Origin of the sequence: Bacillus sp. ES1-5 (assembly GCF_022487605.1) — a bacterium.
GTDB lineage: Bacteria > Bacillota > Bacilli > Bacillales > Bacillaceae_G > Bacillus_A > Bacillus_A wiedmannii.
Map to the genome: position 1 here is coordinate 221,836 of NZ_JAKVPU010000001.1, position 14,661 is coordinate 236,496.

19 protein-coding genes and 1 pseudogene are annotated in these 14,661 nt (G+C 32.3%); 16 read left to right on the plus strand and 4 right to left on the minus strand.

The genetic code is table 11. The annotated features are described in order from the left end of the window. Positions 1-57 precede the first annotated feature (57 nt). The 4 genes from MKO96_RS01215 to MKO96_RS01230 all read left to right on the plus strand — a co-directional run bounded on the left by MKO96_RS01215 (position 58) and on the right by MKO96_RS01230 (position 3,541). On the plus strand, positions 58-582 hold the full coding sequence (locus MKO96_RS01215; RefSeq protein ID WP_240586379.1) for a MepB family protein: 525 nt from the start codon (positions 58-60) through the stop codon (positions 580-582). 138 nt (positions 583-720) lie between these two features. Further along, positions 721-1,488, plus strand: a complete 768-nt coding sequence (locus tag MKO96_RS01220) for an arylamine N-acetyltransferase family protein (RefSeq protein WP_240586380.1) — start codon at positions 721-723, stop codon at positions 1,486-1,488. 157 nt (positions 1,489-1,645) lie between these two features. Next, positions 1,646-2,299 (plus strand): YdeI/OmpD-associated family protein, encoded by a 654-nt coding sequence (locus MKO96_RS01225; RefSeq protein ID WP_240586381.1) that lies wholly within the window; start codon positions 1,646-1,648, stop codon positions 2,297-2,299. Between the two features lie 126 nt (positions 2,300-2,425). Then, entirely contained in the window at positions 2,426-3,541 is a 1,116-nt protein-coding gene (locus MKO96_RS01230) for an NAD(P)/FAD-dependent oxidoreductase (protein WP_240586382.1), read from the plus strand. 56 nt (positions 3,542-3,597) lie between these two features. Here the strand turns inward: MKO96_RS01230 and MKO96_RS01235 are convergent, their stop codons facing one another. Both MKO96_RS01235 and MKO96_RS01240 read right to left on the minus strand, forming a co-directional pair. Next, on the minus strand, positions 3,598-4,047 hold the full coding sequence (locus tag MKO96_RS01235; RefSeq protein WP_240586383.1) for an NUDIX hydrolase: 450 nt from the start codon (positions 4,045-4,047) through the stop codon (positions 3,598-3,600). 223 nt (positions 4,048-4,270) lie between these two features. Continuing rightward, positions 4,271-4,528, minus strand: a complete 258-nt coding sequence (locus MKO96_RS01240) for a hypothetical protein (RefSeq protein ID WP_240586384.1) — start codon at positions 4,526-4,528, stop codon at positions 4,271-4,273. 128 nt (positions 4,529-4,656) lie between these two features. Here MKO96_RS01240 and MKO96_RS01245 point away from each other — a divergent pair, with 128 nt between their 5' ends. The 4 genes from MKO96_RS01245 to MKO96_RS01260 all read left to right on the plus strand — a co-directional run bounded on the left by MKO96_RS01245 (position 4,657) and on the right by MKO96_RS01260 (position 7,874). Then, positions 4,657-6,087, plus strand: coding sequence for a PQQ-dependent sugar dehydrogenase (locus tag MKO96_RS01245; protein WP_240586385.1), 1,431 nt, complete (start codon positions 4,657-4,659; stop codon positions 6,085-6,087). A 141-nt stretch (positions 6,088-6,228) separates the two neighbouring features. Beyond that, on the plus strand, positions 6,229-6,813 hold the full coding sequence (locus MKO96_RS01250) for a YybS family protein (RefSeq protein WP_240586386.1): 585 nt from the start codon (positions 6,229-6,231) through the stop codon (positions 6,811-6,813). A gap of 39 nt (positions 6,814-6,852) precedes the next feature. Next, positions 6,853-7,416, plus strand: a complete 564-nt coding sequence (locus MKO96_RS01255) for a GNAT family N-acetyltransferase (protein ID WP_087980589.1) — start codon at positions 6,853-6,855, stop codon at positions 7,414-7,416. A 77-nt stretch (positions 7,417-7,493) separates the two neighbouring features. Next, positions 7,494-7,874, plus strand: a complete 381-nt coding sequence (locus tag MKO96_RS01260; protein WP_240586387.1) for a nucleotide excision repair endonuclease — start codon at positions 7,494-7,496, stop codon at positions 7,872-7,874. 55 nt (positions 7,875-7,929) lie between these two features. Here MKO96_RS01260 and MKO96_RS01265 read toward each other — a convergent pair whose 3' ends face one another. Further along, positions 7,930-8,136: a hypothetical protein gene (locus MKO96_RS01265; protein WP_240586388.1), complete on the minus strand. Its 207-nt coding sequence runs from the start codon at positions 8,134-8,136 to the stop codon at positions 7,930-7,932. Positions 8,137-8,268: 132 nt separating this feature from the next. Between MKO96_RS01265 and MKO96_RS01270 the strand changes: the two genes are divergently transcribed. The 5 genes and pseudogenes from MKO96_RS01270 to MKO96_RS01290 all read left to right on the plus strand — a co-directional run. Then, positions 8,269-9,048, plus strand: a complete 780-nt coding sequence (locus tag MKO96_RS01270; RefSeq protein ID WP_240586389.1) for an undecaprenyl-diphosphate phosphatase — start codon at positions 8,269-8,271, stop codon at positions 9,046-9,048. Positions 9,049-9,119: 71 nt separating this feature from the next. Further along, positions 9,120-10,442 (plus strand): FAD-dependent oxidoreductase, encoded by a 1,323-nt coding sequence (locus tag MKO96_RS01275; protein ID WP_240586390.1) that lies wholly within the window; start codon positions 9,120-9,122, stop codon positions 10,440-10,442. Between the two features lie 63 nt (positions 10,443-10,505). Continuing rightward, entirely contained in the window at positions 10,506-11,033 is a 528-nt protein-coding gene (locus MKO96_RS01280) for a GNAT family N-acetyltransferase (RefSeq protein WP_240586391.1), read from the plus strand. 16 nt (positions 11,034-11,049) lie between these two features. Further along, a complete protein-coding gene (locus MKO96_RS01285; RefSeq protein WP_000999066.1) occupies positions 11,050-11,571 on the plus strand; it encodes a YfiT family bacillithiol transferase in 522 nt (173 codons plus the stop codon). A gap of 1 nt (position 11,572) precedes the next feature. Further along, positions 11,573-12,046: pseudogene (locus MKO96_RS01290) on the plus strand (GNAT family N-acetyltransferase); the annotation flags it as partial. A gap of 121 nt (positions 12,047-12,167) precedes the next feature. Here the strand turns inward: MKO96_RS01290 and MKO96_RS01295 are convergent. Beyond that, entirely contained in the window at positions 12,168-12,545 is a 378-nt protein-coding gene (locus tag MKO96_RS01295; protein WP_000522465.1) for a PH domain-containing protein, read from the minus strand. A 179-nt stretch (positions 12,546-12,724) separates the two neighbouring features. On the opposite strand from MKO96_RS01295, the gene MKO96_RS01300 reads away from it, so the two are divergent. From MKO96_RS01300 to MKO96_RS01310, 3 genes are all read left to right on the plus strand, one after another. Further along, positions 12,725-13,576, plus strand: coding sequence for a patatin-like phospholipase family protein (locus MKO96_RS01300; RefSeq protein ID WP_240586392.1), 852 nt, complete (start codon positions 12,725-12,727; stop codon positions 13,574-13,576). Positions 13,577-13,587: 11 nt separating this feature from the next. Further along, positions 13,588-13,959, plus strand: coding sequence for a YxiJ-like family protein (locus MKO96_RS01305; protein WP_240586393.1), 372 nt, complete (start codon positions 13,588-13,590; stop codon positions 13,957-13,959). A gap of 258 nt (positions 13,960-14,217) precedes the next feature. Then, the gene (locus MKO96_RS01310) at positions 14,218-14,583 is read left to right on the plus strand and encodes a hypothetical protein (protein WP_240586394.1); all 366 of its coding nucleotides are present in this window, start codon (positions 14,218-14,220) and stop codon (positions 14,581-14,583) included. Positions 14,584-14,661: the final 78 nt, after the last annotated feature.

Here is a 14,661-nt window from a genome sequence, read left to right on the forward strand (position 1 = left end):
TTCACGTCGCTTATCATTTACAACATATAAGAACTAATGTTTGTGATAAACTAAGAGATGACTAAAGGGGGAGTTTTCTTGAACAATTTTAATGATACAATCCGAAATGTAAACAATTTAGTTTACAAACCTAACAATTTAATGATTACGAATCTAAAAGAAGAAAAGCAAAACGCAGAATATGAAGGATGTTTATTTCATTTAAATAACAAAACCATGCGTTTTAGAAAATCAAAAATTACGCCTAATAAAATTGGTCAATTTGTTTCTTTTTGGGAGAAAGATGACAATATGCAAAATCAAGCGTTTTCTTATGACGCTGCTCCTGATTTATTAGTTATTACTTGTATAGACGATAACAAACTAGGACAATTTATTTTCCCTAAAGAGATCCTTCTTAAGGAAAAAATCTTGAGAACACAAAATCAAAAAGGCAAAATGGCTATGAGGATTTATCCTATATGGGATAACCCTGTCAGCAATCAAGCTATAAAGAGCCAAATGTGGCAACTTCAATATTTTGTTGATTTAAGTGATCATAATAATTTACCTAAAGACAAACTATTAAATTTGTATTCGTAGCTTCTTATTTTAAGTGATCTTGTAGGTTAGACTTTTTGTACCGGTACAGTTAAACGAAATGTACATTGTTTCAGTACCCCATCAAATTTACAATCAGCATATACTATTTTAACTTATACATTTTAAGGGGTGCTGACTATGACAAGTCTACAACATAAGCTTTTTAAAAGATTGAATGTTGCAAAGCGTACTGAAGTGAAATTTGAGGAATTAAATACAATTCTCTTTACATTTGCACACACTATACCATTTGAGAATTTAGATGTTATAGCACGCAATGCAAATACAATTACTATGGAAAATTTACAGAATAAAATTTTAACTTCATCCCGCGGCGGACTTTGTTATGAATTAAATACTCTTTTTTACTACTTTTTACAAGATTGTGGTTATGATGTACAACTTGCACTTGGAACCGTTTATAAAAATGAAATAAACGCATGGGCACTTGAGGATGGACATATAACGATTATTTTAAATTATGATAACGTACGATACTTAATTGATGTAGGTATTGCTTCATTAGTACCTCTAGCCCCTGTACCTTTTACTGGTGAGTCAGTTTCTTCTAAAAATGGTACGTATCGAGTGAGACGAAAAGATACGAGTAAAGGGAATTACGTTCTAGAAAGAAAAGATACGAACGGTGAGTGGAAAGTTTGTCATGCTTTTTATAATCGTATGATTGATGAGGCAATAGTAAATGATGTTCAAAAAAGAGTAATAGAAGATGAGAAATCTATTTTCAATAAGGGACCAATTGCAGTAAAATTGACGGACTCTGGCCATGTCTCTTTAACAAATACTAGTTTAACTGAAATAATTCATGGTGAAAAAGCGAAACGTAAAATTACAGAAGAGCAATATAGAGAGCTTTTAAATACTTTATTTGCTATTGAGCTGTAATGAAACAAATAGATAGCCGGTTCTTATGCAGAATCGGCTATTTTATTAACTTTAATTTAAAACAACTATTAAAGTTTGATTTTCTAATTAGATATAATACACTAGAACAGTATGAAAAATTATAAACAATGAATTTTGAATGTAAAGGAAGATTTTTATGTCAATTATTGATAAATTGAAACTTAATAAGTATACAAATATGGTTGTAATTAATGAACCTAGTGATTATGACATTTTTACAGGGAAAGAAACTGCATTTTCCAAAGATCATGATGCCATTTTTATTTTTGTAGAAACACTTGATGAAATGGTGAAACAAACGAATTATATTATTAGTAATGAAGAATTACTAATTGAAAAAAGCTACATATTCTTCGCATATCCGAAAAAAGGGAATTCTCGTTACAGTACGTTTATTCACCGTGATGAAATGTTTCCTGCATTAAGCGTTGGAGAAGATGGGTATGTAGGACAGAGTGATATTAAATTTGCGCGAATGGTAAGTATGGACGATGTCTTTACTGTTGTAGGTTTAAAGCGTGAAAAGAAAAAAGAGAAGAAAACGCCTGCTATGAGTCAATGTGTTGCCGATTATGCAGATCGTATTAAAGATGTTGAAGCACTATTGGCTAGTCATCCAAATGAACTTAAATTTTATCAAAGTTTAACACCTGGATATCAAAAAGATTGGGCGCGTAATTTATTTTCTGTAAAACAAGAAAAAACACGCGATAAACGTCTTGAAAAAATGATTGAAATCCTTTCACAAGGCTATAAAACAATTGAATTATTCCGTAAGAAGAAAAAATAATGGTTAGGAAAGTCACAATGATGCAACAATTAATTACGCTTAGTACATTGAAAAAAGGATTCCTTTCAGTATACTAAAGTATGTTCTTATATTTAAATAATTAGCAAAAGAGAAAAGGTGTTTGAAATGAAATCGTATATTGTAGTTGGAGCTGGAATTTTAGGAGCGTCTACTGCTTATCATCTTGCTAAAGCAGGTGCGAATGTTATTATCGTTGATCGCCAACAATTAGGTCAAGCAACTGATGCAGCAGCAGGTATTGTCTGTCCTTGGCTTTCACAGCGTCGTAATAAAGCGTGGTATAAAATCGTTAAAGGCGGTGCACGTTACTATTCTTCATTAATCCAACAATTAGAAGAAGACGGTGAAACGGATACAGGTTACAACCGTGTAGGTGCAATTAGTTTACATACTGACGAGAAAAAACTAGATCAAATGGAAGAGCGAGCTTATAAACGACGTGAAGATGCACCAGAGATTGGTGAAATCACTCGCTTATCAGCTGAAGAAACAAAAAAATTATTCCCAGCATTATCAGAAGAATATAGTTCTGTTCATATTAGTGGCGCTGCACGAGTAAATGGAAGATCATTACGTAACGCATTAATAAGTGCTTCGAAAAAACATGGTGCTACTTTTATAAAAGGAGATGCTGTATTAGTTCGTGAAGGTAATCGTATTACCGGGGTTACAGTAAACGATGAAACAATTTTAGCAGAAAAGGTAATTGTAACTGCAGGCGCCTGGGCGAATGAACTCTTGAATCCGTTAGGAATTAATTTCTTAGTTACATTCCAAAAAGGACAAATTGTTCATTTACAAATTGCAAATACAGCAACAGAAAATATGCCGGTTGTTATGCCGCCAAACGATCAATACATTTTAACATTTGACAATGGTCACGTCGTAATTGGTGCAACACATGAGAATGACACTGGTTTCGATCACCGTGTAACAGCTGGGGGTTTACATGAAGTATTCCATAAAGCATTAACAGTTGCGCCTGGTTTAGAAGATAGTACTATGCTTGAAACGAGAGTTGGATTTAGACCATTTACTCCAGGATTCTTACCTGTTATCGGACCTCTGCCTAACTTTGAAGGCATTCTCGTTGCAAACGGATTAGGTGCTTCAGGTTTAACTGCTGGACCATATTTAGGTTCAGAACTTGCTAAATTAGCACTCGGACAACCAATTGAATTAGATTTAAACGATTATGACGTTGCTGGTGCAATTGAATAACAAAAAAAGATTAGGATTCGCTCCTAATCTTTTTTATTTAAAGCTAATTTTGTTAGTTAATACTTTAATTGTTTTAATAACCTTTTGTTTAATTCCCACAATGCTGTTTTGTTACTATCCCATTTCAAAAGCGTTACTGCTTCCTCAAAGCATAACCATTTATAATTGAGGTGTTCTTTGGATAAGGAAATATTTGTTGTAGGAACTTTAACTCCAAAAGAAAATTCTTTTATTACATAAACATCTTCTCCCCAAAGAAACCCTCCGACTACATCCTCTACAGGTAGTGAAGATACAGAATCTAATTTTATATAGGGATATTCTCTTAAAATACCAGCCTCTTCAAAAGCTTCCCGTTTTGCTGATTCAATAAGAGTCTCACCATCTTCTCCACCACCAGCTATTCCTTGCCAATAACCATAATCACTTCGGTTAAAAATAGCATATTGAATAGAATCGTCAGTTATAATATAAGGAAATATCAATACTTGATATTGTGCTCTCATTGCATAATCTCCTCCCAAAAATAAGCTGTAAATAAATATGAATAAAGAGCCGACATCACTATTCTACATTAATAATGCAGTTTTTTGATGTCGGCTCTTCATTTTCAAAGAACAAATTTATTGTTCATAGACATGTTTACTCATAACGGGGAAAAACTGCTTTTTCTTGTCAGAATTTGCTAAACGTAGTTTTTCTCCGAAATGCTATCGATTTCCCTTACAGTTAATTGTTATATGGAGTGGGGGTTCTTTTGAATAAAAACACCACTGATAAAATAAAGATTACAGCCTTCAAACTTCTCCAATATGGATAAACAGCATGATCTGTTAAACTAGCATATTGAAAAATATTTTCTAAACCGAAAATTCCTATAATGACCGCCAAAAGAAATGCAGCTTTTCCCATAGTCGTATTACGATAGAGGGTAAATAAGTATATTGCACAAATAAGTGGTACGATGATTTGTAGTAAGAGTGTCATAATGAGTCCCCCTAGTTTATTTATAATTATATCATATACAGAATTGTAATAAAAAGGAATTATAGTTATTTAATACTAATAAGTCTTCTCTAATCATACTATTCTATTAAAAAGGGGTGTACAGTGAATTGACAAAAGTTAAGGTTCGTTTACGGCCCATCGTTCATAACTTAAATTTACCAACTGTAATAAAAACAGCTATGCTTCCTGGTGAATCGGCTGACAGGCTATTTATTGCAACCCAATTAGGAGAGATTTTTTACATAGGAGACGGAGATATAAAGACGTTTTTAAATATTCGTCACCTAATTATTACATTAGGCACATTTGAAGAAGGTGTTTCTAGTAGCGGTTATGATGAACGCGGGTTGCTCGGACTAGCGTTCCATCCACAATTTAATCATAACGGCTTATTTTATCTTCATTATTCTATGGCCGGGACTCAAGGACCTGGTGCGCTTTCAGAACAATTTAAACCGAATCCTTGTGACCCGAAAACTTTAAACTTAAAGTGGATAAATAGAGATACTCAATATGATCATATTGATACAGTGGAAGAATGGATTTTACAATCACACGGCCAACCTCAAAAACAAAGAACTTTACTTAATATAAGAAGACCATTTTTTAATCATAACGGCGTAAATAGTTTAAACTTTTCACCAGAGACAGGAAAACTTGTTTTTACAAATGGAGATGGCGGTTCGGGCTATGATCCATTTAATTTAAGCCAGGATGATTTAGAAGTAGCAGGTAAAATAATTGAAATCGATGTAAGTAAAAATACATTCATAAACAATCCTCCAGTCGTTACACGTTTTAATGAACTTCCTCTATCTATTCAAGAAACTCTTACAGTAATGGCAAAAGGCGTTCGTAATATAACAGGTATTTCATTTCAAAGGTTTTATAATCAATATATTAAATATGCCGGAAATGTGGGGCAGGATATTGTAGAGTCTATTTTTTCTTTTGTTCAATATACACCAATACCAGTTACCGAACTTGTTCAAACCCATTTAATGAGAGATACTCCCGATCAATATGGATTGATTAATTTCGGTTGGAGAGGGTGGGAAGGAGAATTACCTACTTCATTTATAAGGCACTGTTCTGAGAATCCTACTTTGGATGAGAGGATAATGGCTTATTATAATGAAACAATAGTAACATCTACAAATCGTATTCAACCTCTAATTAGTTATTATCATAAAGATTCCAGACCGGATAAGTTTGGAGGAACTTCACTTACAGGAGTTCAACCATATATGGGGACTACAATCCCCATTTTAACAGGTAGCGTCGTATTTACTGACCTTGCTAAGAAAGAAAAATCGCAGTCTTCAGTAAAGGGTGCTTTAGTTTATTCTAGAGCTGGTACGCATGGTAAACATAATGACTTTCATGTTATGGAAATCGATTATGATTTTGGTACGCAAGCAGCTTATTATATGAGTTTAGGAGCAAATTTAGATCAAACTAGATTATATTTAGGGGTCTATGGTTCTATGAAAGTAACGGATTTTAACAAAGGTACTATTTTTGAAATCGTTCCTTGATAGGATAAAAACTTTCAGATACATTTTTTATATAATCGTTTATTGTATAATGATTGATTCCTTTTAGAAGGTAACAAATAAACAATAAGTGTATGAATAAAAATAGAAAGTGATAAATTAAATATTTTTAGGGGGATTTTGATGAATCACTTTAGAAACTATTGGTATCAACCAATAATCGCGCATGATACGAATTTTGTTCATAGAAGAAAGAGGACGCCAGCAAAGAGGTTAGTCATTACAGCGTTACTCGGTTCACTTGCTGCTATTTTTCAATCTGCCGGGAACTTAATCCCTGGTATCGGCTTATTTATTAGTCCTTTTGCAACGCTGCCTATATTTTTCGCTATTTGTTATTCTATTCGTTATTCTATTCGTGCGGGAATACTTTCTTATATTCTTACTATTCTTCTATTATTTATTATTGAGCCAAGTGAATTAATTGTCTTTCCTTTTACTACAGGTTTATTAGGTATAGCGCTAGGAGTATCTTTTATGCAATTCAAGAGGAGGATTTGGATTGTTTCCTTTTCAGCAATATGTCTACTTATAGGTATTATGATTGTACTTGATGTCTTTCGATTCCCTGTATTAGGTCCTACTGTTCTTACAACTTTAGATATAAAAGTTATTTTATCGATATTTATACTGAGCTTTCTATATTGTTGGATCAATGCAGGCCTTTGTAGAATAATGTTGAATAGAGTATATAAAGTATGGTCTTAACAATTTCTTATATATTTTCAAAGATTGGAGATTTAAGTCGTGTATAACGTTAAAATAAGAAGGCCAAATTCGGATGATTTAGATGAACTCAATTTGTTTTTTCGTCTTGTTATTACTCATACATTTAAAAATGAAGGGTTATCACAATTATTAGATGACATAGAAAATGAAATACATACGAAAAAACAGTATTTGAAAAATGATTTGGAGAGTAATGGAGAAAATCGTTACTTTTTATTAGCAATTGATACAAGTTACGATAAAATCATTGGAACAATTGAAATCGGTCCAGCGAGTACATTGATTCATAGTTGTACAGGTGGTGTACTTAAAGATTTATATGAAATAGGAACAGTATTTGTTCTACCTGAATATCAACGAAATGGCATAAGTAAGTTATTACTTAATGCAATGTATATTACGTTACTTAGCAGAGGAATAACAGAATACTGTTTAGATAGTGGATACAAAAAAGCACAAAGTATATGGACGAAGAAGTTTGGAGAGCCTAGTTATGTATTGAAGGATTATTGGGGAGAATCAAGTGATCATATGATTTGGAAGAAGAGTTTACATGATACTCCTATAATATTTGAATTATAAAATGAAATATGCCTCTGAACGTAGCTTTTCTTACATATGTATGCTATTATTTATCTTTATAATAAAAGAGGACGTGAATGAACTTGATTAAAATTAATATCCCTGAAGCTAATGTTTCAATTACTGAACGTAAACAAGTTTTTAAAGGAGACGAGCCAATCATTACTCCAATCAATGGCTTTATCGATTTCCACTTGTTGCCTAGAGATAAAGGCGGCATTTTTATGTTTTACAATATTAATGACGAACTTCTTTTCGTAGGTAAAGCTCGTAAAATTAGACAACGTATTAAAAAGCATTTTGAAGACAATGTTTCGCCAATTAAAAATCACCGTGATGAAGTATACCGCATTGATGCATGTATCGTAGAAGATCCAACAGAAAGAGAAATTTACGAAACATACATTATTAATGAATATAAAGCAAAATATAACGTTGATAAAGTGTTCTATAAATAAGTAATAAAAAAAACAATCCTAGCACATATACTGGGATTGTTTTTTTTATTTAAATTTAGTCCTCATATTTTTCTCCTTTTTTCAAATGATTCGCAACAATAAAACAGCACACACCTATACAAATAAGTACAATTCCAATCGTTTTATGTTTTCCTTCAAAGAAAGGAATATCAGAAATAACATTTGTCATACATAATCCAACAAACACAAGAATGGGTCCTACCCACAGTAATATATTTCCTAATTTCGTATGTTGCCACATAGTAACCCTCCTGATCTCTTTTTACATATATATCCATAAATTGAAAGTAAATTCATAGAGAAATATAGTTTTTTTCATATCGAAAATTTAACCTTCATATATTGGTACAAGCAAACGAGAAAGGGGACTATCATGAATTGGTTAGAAGCTTTTATATTAGGGATCATACAAGGTTTAACAGAATTTTTACCGATAAGTAGTACAGGGCATCTTTATTTAGGAAGACATTTGTTTCAATTAGATGAAGCAGGATTGTTTTTAGATACGATGCTGCACATTGGAACTTTGCTTGCAGTGTTAATTTATTACAAAAAAGAATTTATATATTTAATTAAAAATCCATTTTCAAAACTCATGTTACTACTTATTGTTGGGATGATACCCGCAGTTGTAATTGGATTGTTATTTAAAGACTTTTTTGAGGATATTTCAAAAACAGGCATTACGATTGGATGGGAGTTTTTAGTGACAGGCTTCTTTCTATATATAGCTGATAAACAAAGAAATGATCGTAAAAAAATGGAGGACATTACATATAAAGATGCATTTATCATCGGTTCATTTCAAGCTGCTGCTATTTTTCCAGCAATTTCTCGTTCTGGTATGACAATCGTTGCTGCATTATGGAGGAAGTTAGACCGCGAAACTGCTGCTTACTTTTCTTTTTTATTATCAACGCCAGCCATTGTCGGAGCTATCATTTTGCAATTAGCAGATGTTTATCAAGGGAAAACAGAATCTATTTCTAGTACATCTTTAATCGTCGGCACATTATCAGCAGCGTTTTTTGGTTATATAGCCGTTTCATGGATGATTCAATATTTAAAATGTCACTCCTTAAAAGTATTCGCGTATTACGTATGGGGATTAGGCATTTTAATTTTAACGTTGCAATTTACTCATGTGTTTTAATTTCGTAATTCTTCATTTAGATCCTGTTTCATTCATACAAAGCAGGATCTTTTTTCATTAAGGGGGAAAATATGTTTAATAAGGCTATCGTTATCGGCGGAAGTATAGCAGGAAAACTCGCAGCAAAAGCATTATCATCTACTTTTAAAGAAGTACTCATTATAGAAGCTGGTGAAAGATGGGATGGAAAAGCTTCGAGAAAAAGAGTTCCACAAAGTAATCATCCTCATGTGTTATTAAAAGGTGGAGAAAAAGCAATTGAGGAATTGTTTCCTAATAGCACTAATGAATTAATTGAAGCGGGTAGTATCATAAATAACTTTACTCGTGACTTAAAATGGCATCAATTTGGTTTATGGAAACAACCATTCACAGGAGAAGTACATATGATTCAACAAAGTAGGCATTTGCTTGAATGGCATATTCAAAAACGAATACATCAAATTTCAAATATTACTATTAAATTTGGAACATTAGTTGAAGGGTTATTAGTAGATAGGAAGCTTAACAAAGTATGTGCAGTAAAAACTAAATGTTTAGAGACTGGCACACAAGAAGACATTCAAGCAGATATTGTTGTTGATGCGAGTGGATTCGGTTCAAAATGTATAGCTTGGTTACGTGAATACAATATTGAAGTGCTAGAAGAGAAAGTGCGTATTGATTTATTTTACGCAACTAGAATGTTTAAACTTAAAGAAAATGAGAAATTAGACTGCTGTAATATGCTAATGTCTCCAAGCTTCCCTGACAATCCGTATGGCGTACTTATTCAAACGATTGAGGATAATCGTTATTTTGTTACTTTCAGCGGATATGCAAATGAGAAAGCACCACAAACAGATGATGAATTTTATAATTTTGCTGAAAACCTATCAATTTCTAATGTGACAGATTTTCTAAACAAAGCTGAGGCAATTTCAAATATCAAAACGTACAAAATTCCATATCAAGTACGTAGGCGATTTGATTTAGTGAATCAACTACCCGAAAGATTGTTAGTAGTTGGGGATGCACATTGTCGATTTGATCCCGTTTTTGGTCAGGGAGTTTCAGTTGCGGCTATGGAAGCTCACCAATTGCAGTTACTTTTACAAAGGAAACAAAAGCTTGATAAAGTATTTACAAAGCAGTTTTATAAAGAGACTGCTCATATCATACAAACCCCTTGGGAAATGACTACAACGGAAATATCACGTCATCCTCAGCTAAAAAGAGAATTAACGATAAAGCAAAAATTTCAGCTATGGTATACGAAACAAATATATCAACTATCTGCAACTGACTCTGACGTTTATATTCGATTAGTAAGAGTGATGAATTTAATTCGTAATCCATTTCACCTATTTCATCCGAAAGTGCTACTTGCTGTATTACTGAAGCGAAAGAAATAGAAGGAAAATAGTTGATTAAAAAAGAATATATAACAGTTAATAGATATAGAAGGAGTAGTTGAGATGAAAATATACATAGAACAATTAAAGAAACACGATGCTAAAGATTTATTTACGTTTGAACTTACGAATAAATCTTTTTTTGAAACAATGGTACCAAATCGTGGCTCGCAATATTTTAATTTTGAATATTTTCAAAAACTACTAGAAGATTTATTAATAGAACAAGCGGATGGAGATTCTTATTTTTATTTAATTCGTAATGAAGAAAAAGAAATTGTAGGACGAATAAATTTAGTAGATATAGATACGGAAACTCGAAGCAGTTCATTAGGGTATCGAGTCGGAGAAAAGTTTACTAAAAAAGGGGTTGCAACAGCAGCTGTAAAATTAGTTTTAGACATAGCGAAAAATAATGAAATCACGGAAGTTCATGCTAAAACAACTACTAATAATCTCGCATCACAAATTATATTAGAAAAAAGCGGGTTTTCTTCTTATCAAGACGAAGCAGATACAAATTCTGTAGAATTAAACGGGGAACATGTGAAGTTTGTACATTATATATGGAGAAATACTTCGCGCTTATAATAAGGGGGACTTATACATGAATGATTTACGTTATCCAATTGGGCAATTTACATACAAACGTCCTATAACTGAAGAAATGATTGATACATGGATTCAAGAAATTGAAGATTTACCTAATGAACTAGCAAAAGCAATTAAAGATTTAGATCAGAAGCAGTTAGACACACCATATCGAGTTGGCGGATGGACGGTTCGTCAAGTAGTTCATCACGTTGTTGATAGCCATATGAATAGCTACATACGCTTTAAATTAGCACTAACAGAAAAGAATCCAACTATTAAACCATATAAAGAAGAGAAGTGGGCCGAACTACCTGATTCTAAATTACCAGTAGACGTTTCACTAGTAATGTTAGATTCGTTACATAAAAGATGGGTTAACCTTTTATATTCTCTAGAACTACAAGATCTAGAAAAGACATTTAACCATCCAGATACTGGTGAAACAAAACTTGCTGCTGCAATTGGACTATATGCATGGCATGGACGTCATCATACAGCGCATATAACTTCATTAAGAAAGCGACTAAATTGGTAACATGGAGATTACATTAGAGAAGGCGACAGAAAATGATGCAGCAGTATTATTTCAAATGCAAATAGACTCATTTAGCCCTTTATTAAATAAATATAAAGACTATGAAACAAATCCAGCAAATGAATCTATTGAAAAAACTATTTTAAGGATAAATAATCCTGGCAGTAACTTTTATAAGATGATAATAGATTCGAACCTTGTTGGAGCGATATGTATATCCCCAAAAGAAAGACCTTATAAACTTTGGATTAGTCCAATGTTCATTCATCCAATCTATCAAGGGAAAGGAATCGCTCAGAAGGTACTTATTTTAATTGAAGAGATGTTTCCAGAAACACGGAGCTTTGAACTTGCTACGATTTTAGAAGAAGAAAAAAATTGTTTTCTATACGAAAAGATGGGGTATAGAAGAACAGAAGTAATAAAGAAATTAAATGATAAAACTACACTTATTTATTACAAAAAAGAAAGGTAAAGCATTTGAAATACGCTTTACCTTTTTATGTTATTTTAGATTAAATATACAAAAACGATGCATATTCTTCCAAAATACTCGGGTTAGTAATTTCCATAATGAATAAACATACAAAAATACGTTATTTTGTCGTATATGTTACTAACGCTTTTTGAATGCTTAAAACACTATCGTCACCTTTAAATTCTTTCGTAATTGGCGTACTCAAACTCGATACCCAAATTTTAAGCTCAGCATCTAAATCAAAATGCCCAGCTGTTTCAATGCTAAATTGTGTAATGCTTTTATAAGGGATCGAATGATACTCTGTTTTTTTACCTGATATCCCTTGTTTATCTACTAAAATAAGACGACGATTTGTAAATACGATTAAATCACGAATTAATTTATAAGCATGTTCAACTTTCTCATCGTCTAACATAATCTTCTCTAAATCACGTTCTACACTTTCTGTACTCGCATTTGATGCATTTCCTAAAATACCGCTAAATAAACCCATAGGAAATTCCTCCTCCGTTATTTGTGGATTGTGTTACTTATATTGTACCATGCTATTTACTAAGAAATTATGACATTACTTTAGTAGTTTCTGGTTATTATTGCAATTCATTTATATAACCTCATCTTAAAATCTTGTGCTAACATGTAAGTAAGAAAAAAGAAGCAGAGGGATATAGCATGAAAAATATCGGTTTAGTATTAGAGGGCGGAGGAATGAAAGGTCTATATACTGCAGGAGTACTCGAATATTTTATGGAAAAGAACTTATTCTTTCCGTATGTAGTTGGCGTATCCGCTGGTGCATGTATGGGCGCAACTTATTTATCACGTCAAAAAGGAAGAAATAAAAAAGTAAATACAGAGCTAGTGTCAGATCACCGATATATATCTTATCGAAATTTGATTCGAAAACGTGAATTATTTGGAATGGACTTTTTATTTGATGAAGTCCCTAATAAAGTTGTTCCATTTGATTTTCAAACTTTCTTAAACTCAAGTGAACAGTTTGTCATAGGAACGACTGATTGCGATTCGGGAAAAGCAGTTTATTACAATAAAATAGAACATGGAAATGATATTTTAAAAATCATTCGTGCATCAAGCTCTGTCCCGTTTATAGCACCTGCTGTAGAATATGATAATCGAAAATTGTTAGATGGAGGGATTATAGATCCTATACCGGTTCTAAAAGCACAAACTGATGGTTATCAAAAGAACGTTGTCATTATGACAAAGCCAGAAGGATATGAGAAGCAGCGAAATAAATTTTCAGGAGTGGCTAAAATTTTATATAGAAAATATCCGAATATCGCAGAGTCTTTAGTAGAACATTATCGTTTTTATAATGAGACGATATCTTATATGAATCATATAGAACAAAAAGACAATTTTTATGTCATTCAGCCTAGCGTACAGCTTCCTATAAGCGGAATAGAAAGAAATAAAGAAAAACTCGTCAATCTATATAATCTTGGCTATACAGATGCTCAATATCATTATGAAAAATTATTAAATTGGATAGAGAAATAAAGGGTGGAAAGTTGCTATTAGGTAAAAAGGTTATTTTTAATGAATTGCAGAAAATGCATAGTCCGCTATATAAACCATTTCCGAATTGTGACATTCAAAAAATACGAAAAGAATATCAAGATATGTTTACAGAAGATGATTGTATAAGCGCTGATTTAAATTATTATTGGATGCATACAACAGCAACTTTAAGTTCTGTACTAAATGGAAACGAACAGAACATTACGTTTCAGCAAATAAAGTGGTTAAGGAAATCGTTTTTTGAATGGTTTCCGCAATATCACTTTCTAGAAACAGAAATTATAAAGTATCCCATTTTGTATAGAGATTTCATAAATTATGAGAAGGTTAGAAAACTATTACTGTATTATCTTACTGAATAAAAATAAAAACGTACAAGTTACACTGCTTGTGCGTTTTTTGTTCATAAAAAAGACAATGTTTATAACTTGTTTATATAGGGATTTTAATGTGCAGAAAGAAGTACATATAGAATGATGTAAGGGAGGGATAGATGTTTAGTGGGCGTTTTCCTTTAATTCATTGTCTAACTCGAATATAGTTATTTATGTTAAAATATTTCGAGTGAAATCAAGTACTTATTTTATTAAACAAAATAAGTGAGAAGGGACAACATTAACATGGAAAACGTATCAAATATAGATAAATTGGAATCAATAAAATCTTTACAATCAACAATTCGCAAACTTGAAAACGCACTATTACAGATGACTCAAAAAGGCGCAAATACTACATTAGTAAAAAAACGACTTAATGCTGTTTGCGTAGGGTTAGCAGTGCTAGAAAACGTATGGAATCACGAAAGCCACCAGTATAGTCAAGAAGAGTTAGCAGAAGCTCGTAATGTCCTTGCTGGTTTATTTCCATCAATCGAGAGGGCCTATGATAAGTCTAAAGTTGGTAGTCCGCAAAGAACACTTTTAACGAGACGGATAAATGCGCTGGAACTTTCTATTCAGGCAATTAATAAACTTTCTAATAAATAACTCATCTAAATACATAACATCTTTATCCTAAATTTTATAAAAGCAATCTAGTGAAAAGAAAGAAATACAAAGGAGGAA

Bases quoted from the DNA above. Each gene is read 5' to 3' on its own strand.
- MKO96_RS01265 (WP_240586388.1), bottom strand. From the start codon at position 8,136: ATGTGGCAACATACGAAATTAGGAAATATATTACTGTGGGTAGGACCC.
- MKO96_RS01275 (WP_240586390.1), top strand. From the start codon at position 9,120: ATGTTTAATAAGGCTATCGTTATCGGCGGAAGTATAGCAGGAAAACTC.
- MKO96_RS01250 (WP_240586386.1), top strand. From the start codon at position 6,229: ATGAATCACTTTAGAAACTATTGGTATCAACCAATAATCGCGCATGAT.
- MKO96_RS01220 (WP_240586380.1), top strand. From the start codon at position 721: ATGACAAGTCTACAACATAAGCTTTTTAAAAGATTGAATGTTGCAAAG.
- MKO96_RS01230 (WP_240586382.1), top strand. From the start codon at position 2,426: ATGAAATCGTATATTGTAGTTGGAGCTGGAATTTTAGGAGCGTCTACT.
- MKO96_RS01280 (WP_240586391.1), top strand. From the start codon at position 10,506: ATGAAAATATACATAGAACAATTAAAGAAACACGATGCTAAAGATTTA.
- MKO96_RS01240 (WP_240586384.1), bottom strand. From the start codon at position 4,528: ATGACACTCTTACTACAAATCATCGTACCACTTATTTGTGCAATATAC.
- MKO96_RS01215 (WP_240586379.1), top strand. From the start codon at position 58: ATGACTAAAGGGGGAGTTTTCTTGAACAATTTTAATGATACAATCCGA.
- MKO96_RS01270 (WP_240586389.1), top strand. From the start codon at position 8,269: ATGAATTGGTTAGAAGCTTTTATATTAGGGATCATACAAGGTTTAACA.
- MKO96_RS01300 (WP_240586392.1), top strand. From the start codon at position 12,725: ATGAAAAATATCGGTTTAGTATTAGAGGGCGGAGGAATGAAAGGTCTA.
- MKO96_RS01295 (WP_000522465.1), bottom strand. From the start codon at position 12,545: ATGGGTTTATTTAGCGGTATTTTAGGAAATGCATCAAATGCGAGTACA.
- MKO96_RS01235 (WP_240586383.1), bottom strand. From the start codon at position 4,047: ATGAGAGCACAATATCAAGTATTGATATTTCCTTATATTATAACTGAC.
- MKO96_RS01285 (WP_000999066.1), top strand. From the start codon at position 11,050: ATGAATGATTTACGTTATCCAATTGGGCAATTTACATACAAACGTCCT.
- MKO96_RS01225 (WP_240586381.1), top strand. From the start codon at position 1,646: ATGTCAATTATTGATAAATTGAAACTTAATAAGTATACAAATATGGTT.
- MKO96_RS01310 (WP_240586394.1), top strand. From the start codon at position 14,218: ATGGAAAACGTATCAAATATAGATAAATTGGAATCAATAAAATCTTTA.
- MKO96_RS01260 (WP_240586387.1), top strand. From the start codon at position 7,494: ATGAACTTGATTAAAATTAATATCCCTGAAGCTAATGTTTCAATTACT.